The sequence below is a fragment of the Bacteroidota bacterium genome (genome assembly GCA_018692315.1).
Lineage (GTDB): Bacteria > Bacteroidota > Bacteroidia > Bacteroidales > JABHKC01 > JABHKC01.
In genome coordinates this window covers 1-4,039 of the sequence record JABHKC010000111.1, presented here as the reverse complement: position 1 = coordinate 4,039, position 4,039 = coordinate 1, and the positions used below count along the sequence as shown (strand labels likewise).

The following is a 4,039-nucleotide window of genomic DNA, read 5'->3' as shown; positions in this document are numbered from 1 at the left end:
TGAATAATGAAATGTTTTTCTTCATCTGAAAAATATTTGCTCGGCTTTCTAAGTATTTTTCCTGATGACAATCCTAAAATAACTTTACTTTTTTTATCCATTTTTACACTTTTTGGTGTAAACCTATTTTAGGACGAGTCATAATCTTCTGCAATTTTTGATTTGTGTGTTGGCTTGAGCGAATTGCAAATGTGTATGGCTTTTGGGGTTGTACTTAGTTTTCATCCTCATAATAAATTTTGTAAAACTTTCGTCCATCTTTTTCAATGCCTTTTTCAATTAATTCTTTGTTTCCGTGAATATATATATGAAAATTTTTGTCCAATTTCAATACACTCTTAAAAGCTCTCGCTTGTTTTTTAACAGCTTGTGATGATATTTCAAAACTGTCCGAAAGTTCAATTTCATTATCATCTCTATATGAATTGTCGAAATTTTGGAATGATTTAATCAATTCATTTTCTTGGAAAACTTCTTTTTCAAAATCTTCTTTATCAAACTTATCATTTGTTTTAAAATATTCAACTGAACGGTTTAGCAAATCAATTTGGTCGGCTTTTGATACTTCAAAATCTTCTGTTAACTGCTGTGTTACATATTTTTTAGCTATTCCTAAAAATTCATTTGTCTGGTGAAATTCGTTTTTTAAAGGTTGAACGCCAAGAAAATCATCTTTCCAATATTGAGCCTCTGAATTACGGTTAGTATTATCAATAATTGAAACTAAATATCCATTTTCTTTTTGAATATTAAAAATCAAACATCCTTTGTCTAATTTATTAGTATTTATTCCATTTTCACTTTCTAATTCAAAACTATCATTTGTTGAAAGCACCTTTAGTATAGTTTCTTTATTTTCTGATTTGAATAAACCTATAGCATCCGTTTTTTCTCCATTTAAAACACAATCTTCAATATATATTATGCATAATTCGCCTCCCTTAATTTTCGGGTGTGTACTCTTATCATATAAATATCTTGAACAATTCTGTGATTGCTCAATAAAAGTAGATTTTTCATTGAAAATTGAACTTACAAATTGAAACATTGGATTAAGCTCAATGTTTGGAACAAAATAAAAATGAAATAATTCTTCTACTTTAAGATTGTTACTTATCAAGTTCCGAATATATTCTTCTGTTTTATTAATATTTGCTAAAGCATTTGAAAAGCGAACTCCTTCTTCATTATTTTTATTACCTACAAAATGTATAATAAATTTTTCTATTTTACCTAATGTCATTTTTTGTGTAAATTAATTTTTATAAATATTACTAGGAATCAACCCTTTTCCGCCAATAAATTCATCTACAGTATGAAAATATGTTAAGTCATTATCAATCCAATATTCTTGTGGAGCGTGTTCAACCATAAAAATTTGAAAACTTGTTTTCTTTTCTTTTATAATATAGTCTATAAAAGAATTTAGAAGAGAAAAAGCATTCACTAATTTATTTTTATCGCTATTTCCTTTACTGCCATAATAAGGAATACTTGGTTGGTCAATAAATAAAAATTGAGGGACGTGTGGTTGTTCTAATGAAATTATATGTTCGTGTAATCCTAAGAAAAAGTATAAGTGCATAAACATAAAGTTAGATTTACTCCCTACATTATCTAAAGGAAACATTTCTCCTTCTGGACATAGCTTTAAACGCATTTCATCATTATTAAATTTTGCATTACCATTTTGATAATTAGGCAAAGGATATAAATTATAGTTTCTTTGAATACTCTCATTCAATAATGATTTCATAGAAAACTTTATTTGCTCAGTATCTTGCGGTACTTTTTCTAATCTTATTTTTTCATCAGTTAGGCTGTTTAGTTCAACAGTGTCAATAGGTTTTATTTGTTTTCTGCCTATGATTTGCTCAAAAGCATATTTAATTTCCCCTAAAACAACATACTTTTTTCCTTCTGATGAACTATTCTTTTTTATTTCATTCAGTTGATTTATTCTCTTCTCAATATTTTGTAATTGTATTTTTAAATCTTTTATTTCTCCTGAAACCTTAATTGGTTCTTTTATCTTTTTTGATAGGTTCTTTTTTATATCCTTCAAAGAAGAGTCTAATGATTCTATAAACTTTTGAGTTTCATATGAACCTACTAATTGGTCTGACAATTTAGTATTTAAAAATTCAATTGGTTGTAAGCTGTCAGCCGATTTTGACAGGTTTTTCTTGTAAATACTATATTCCTTTCTGTATTTATCTATTGCATTAATTTGAGTTTTTAATTTAAATTTTTTCTTGTATAACTCATCAATTTCAGAAAAAAGTTTAGAATTGTCGGCAACTTTTACAGTGTTTTGAATAACATTTTGAAGTAATTCAATAGCTTCATTTACAGAATCTGCTGGATGAAGATATTCTATGAATTTATTTTCTTTAGATTTTGTAATTAATTCAAAAATATCTCTTTCGAGATTATTATTAATTGTTTGATTCCGTTTCTCTTGGGTATTAATTTTTTTGATTCCTTCATCTAATTCTTTTATTCGTTCTTTAGCTTTGATATTTTCCATATCATTAACACCAATAACTAAATCAAAAATATGAGATAGAGCTTTATCATATTCTTCTTTCCCGTAAAAAGTGGTATCAAAAAAAGTTTCAGATGTTCCAATAATTGATTCGGTTAACGAATTGAATAAAAGGAAATGACGATAAGAAAGATTAAAAGTTGTTTTGCCTAAAGCTTTGCCATAAGGAAACCTTAAAGCATCTGTTATACCAAATTCATCATCTAATTTAGATTTTATTTCAGCAATTTCTTTATTCCCTTTGGGTACTTTAGGGAATTCTCCAAAATCATAATAAACTTCAGAAGCAGGAAGACCTTTGTTTGGTGATTTTCTTACTATTGATATTTCTTTGTCATTAATTGTAAATCTGATGCCAAACCAATCTACCTTTTCAGAAATAGCATTTACAATGTTCATCTTTCCTGATAAAAGACAATAATCTATAATGCTCCAAAAACTTGTTTTACCAGTTGTTGCATCACCAGAAATGACATTAATTTTATTTGGCAAAAAATCATAACTTTTAGGTTCTGAATTATCATCTTTGAACCATAGTTTTATTTCGTGAAGTATAAATATCATAATTGTATTTTTAAAATTTGATATAGTTGAGTCGTTGAGTATTTTTCAATTAGTGATAAAAAGAAAGGCACAATACTTTCTATCTTATTGAATCTATCTCCCATATTCTCCTCAATATTAAATGTTGAATTTATAGATATTTCTTTACCTATTTCTATTTGGTTAGTTTTACTTAGCAATACCAAAGAATTAATAGAGACAGGTAATAAAGCTGTAAAACGTTTATTGAAAGAAGCAAATAATCGAGATTTGTCGTAAACTATTTGTTCTAAATTCAATTCACTATTTTGATTTTGATGTAAATAATTAATAATGCTATCATCTAATAAAAAAGGTAGAATAAGGCAAGAGTGGGCAATATCTAATTTTTCTACCTTGTTTAATACAGATAAAAAAATACAGCTTGCAATTGCTTCATTATTATAGGTGTAGTATATCTCTTTCATTATTTCTTATATTTATTTTCCCAGTCATAATGCCAACCTATTTCCAAATTATCTGATAGGGCGTAGTAATGTCCATTACTAAATTCAATACCTAAAGGAGAAAAACCTTGAATAGATAAGTCTTGTTTTCTTATATAATCAACTAAATCAATGCCTAAATCTTTAATATCATCCTCCAATTCGTTAAGAGGTGTTGCTGAATTTATTTGTCTTTCAATCTGTCTGTATTTTGCTCTAAATTCATTCATCCAAATTTGGATACTATTTTTTTTAAACTCTTCTGCTTCTGTAAGCAGAATGAAATTTTCCTCTTCTGACCAATAAGTGAAATTGTTTAAAAATTTGGCATTGTTTATTATATATACATTTTGTATTTTTGCCAAAAAAATATTATGGATTGTTCAAAGTGTAAATCGACAAACAAAGTAAAAAGAGGGATTATTAAAGGCAAGCAACGCTATACTTGCAAGGACTGCGGCTA

General features: G+C 27.0%; 4 protein-coding genes. All 4 read right to left on the bottom strand.

The genetic code is table 11. From position 1 onward, the window contains the following. Nucleotides 1-214 precede the first annotated feature (214 nt). Genes HN894_08895 through HN894_08880 form a run of 4 tightly spaced genes read right to left on the bottom strand, consistent with a single transcriptional unit; the run spans nucleotide 215 to nucleotide 3,941 of the window. Nucleotides 215-1,243 carry a nucleoid-associated protein gene (locus HN894_08895; GenBank protein MBT7143442.1) on the bottom strand — a complete coding sequence of 343 codons (1,029 nt, stop codon included), beginning with the start codon at nucleotides 1,241-1,243 and terminating at the stop codon, nucleotides 215-217. A gap of 12 nt (nucleotides 1,244-1,255) precedes the next feature. Then, nucleotides 1,256-3,112, bottom strand: a complete 1,857-nt coding sequence (locus HN894_08890) for a DUF3732 domain-containing protein (protein ID MBT7143441.1) — start codon at nucleotides 3,110-3,112, stop codon at nucleotides 1,256-1,258. After that, nucleotides 3,109-3,558, bottom strand: a complete 450-nt coding sequence (locus tag HN894_08885; GenBank protein MBT7143440.1) for a hypothetical protein — start codon at nucleotides 3,556-3,558, stop codon at nucleotides 3,109-3,111. Before HN894_08885 ends, HN894_08890 begins: the two co-directional genes overlap by 4 nt. Next, nucleotides 3,558-3,941, bottom strand: coding sequence for a hypothetical protein (locus HN894_08880; protein MBT7143439.1), 384 nt, complete (start codon nucleotides 3,939-3,941; stop codon nucleotides 3,558-3,560). Before HN894_08880 ends, HN894_08885 begins: the two co-directional genes overlap by 1 nt. Nucleotides 3,942-4,039: the final 98 nt, after the last annotated feature.